At 54.9% G+C, this 725-nt stretch carries 1 protein-coding gene; it reads left to right on the top strand.

Going from position 1 to position 725, the window contains the following annotated elements:
• Positions 1–132 precede the first annotated feature (132 nt).
• Entirely contained in the window at positions 133–669 is a 537-nt protein-coding gene (locus AB9F26_RS22165) for an IS30 family transposase (RefSeq protein ID WP_369756898.1), read from the top strand.
• Positions 670–725: the final 56 nt, after the last annotated feature.

The following is a 725-nucleotide window of genomic DNA, read 5'->3' as shown; positions in this document are numbered from 1 at the left end:
CAAATGATCGACTAGATCGAGGTTAGGAAAACCAGGCCTTCCCAGAGAGCTTCGCGCTTGCGGCATTGATATGGACCTGACCTTCGCATCGCCATACCGGCCCGCGGCTTGTGAAACGTCGCAATCTGAGGCCTGACACATGACCGTATCCGATCACATGTTCCAACCGTTGAAAGTATCTCTTGCATCAAACGGGGCATCCACACATGGGAGGGCGACCCAATGCGGTTTCGCCAGACGTTTGGCACGGCAAACGTGACGTCATTGGTTGAGCGCGTCAGTCGCTTCACTGTGCTGCAAATGAACCCAGACCGAACAACTGCCCGCGTTATGGGGTATCTGGCGAAAGTCATGCGTACTCTGCCCTTAACGGCGCGCAAGTCTGTGACTTTTGATCAGGGTTCCGAGCTCATGGATTGGCCGCACTTGCAGGCTGAGGTCGGAACCCAAACGTGGTTCTGTGATCCGCAAGCGCCCTGGCAGAAAGTCTCGGTAGAGAATCTCAACAAACGCGCTCGGCGATACCTACCACGGGACACACCCATTGCAGCGATCTCAGATCGAGATATGAAGTCCATTTGCGACCGCCTAAATGGTACTCCCCGAAAGTGCCTCGGATGGCGAACGCCAACCGAAGCCTTCGCCGAACAACTCAGAAAGCTGAGATAGAGAAATGTCGCAACTTAACTTGAGTTCACAGTCGTTCGGCGTGGCGCCCATCACAG

It is taken from the genome of Falsihalocynthiibacter sp. BN13B15 (genome assembly GCF_041205415.1).
Taxonomy (GTDB): Bacteria; Pseudomonadota; Alphaproteobacteria; order Rhodobacterales; family Rhodobacteraceae; genus Falsihalocynthiibacter; species Falsihalocynthiibacter arcticus.
This window is presented reverse-complemented; position numbering and strand designations above follow the sequence as displayed.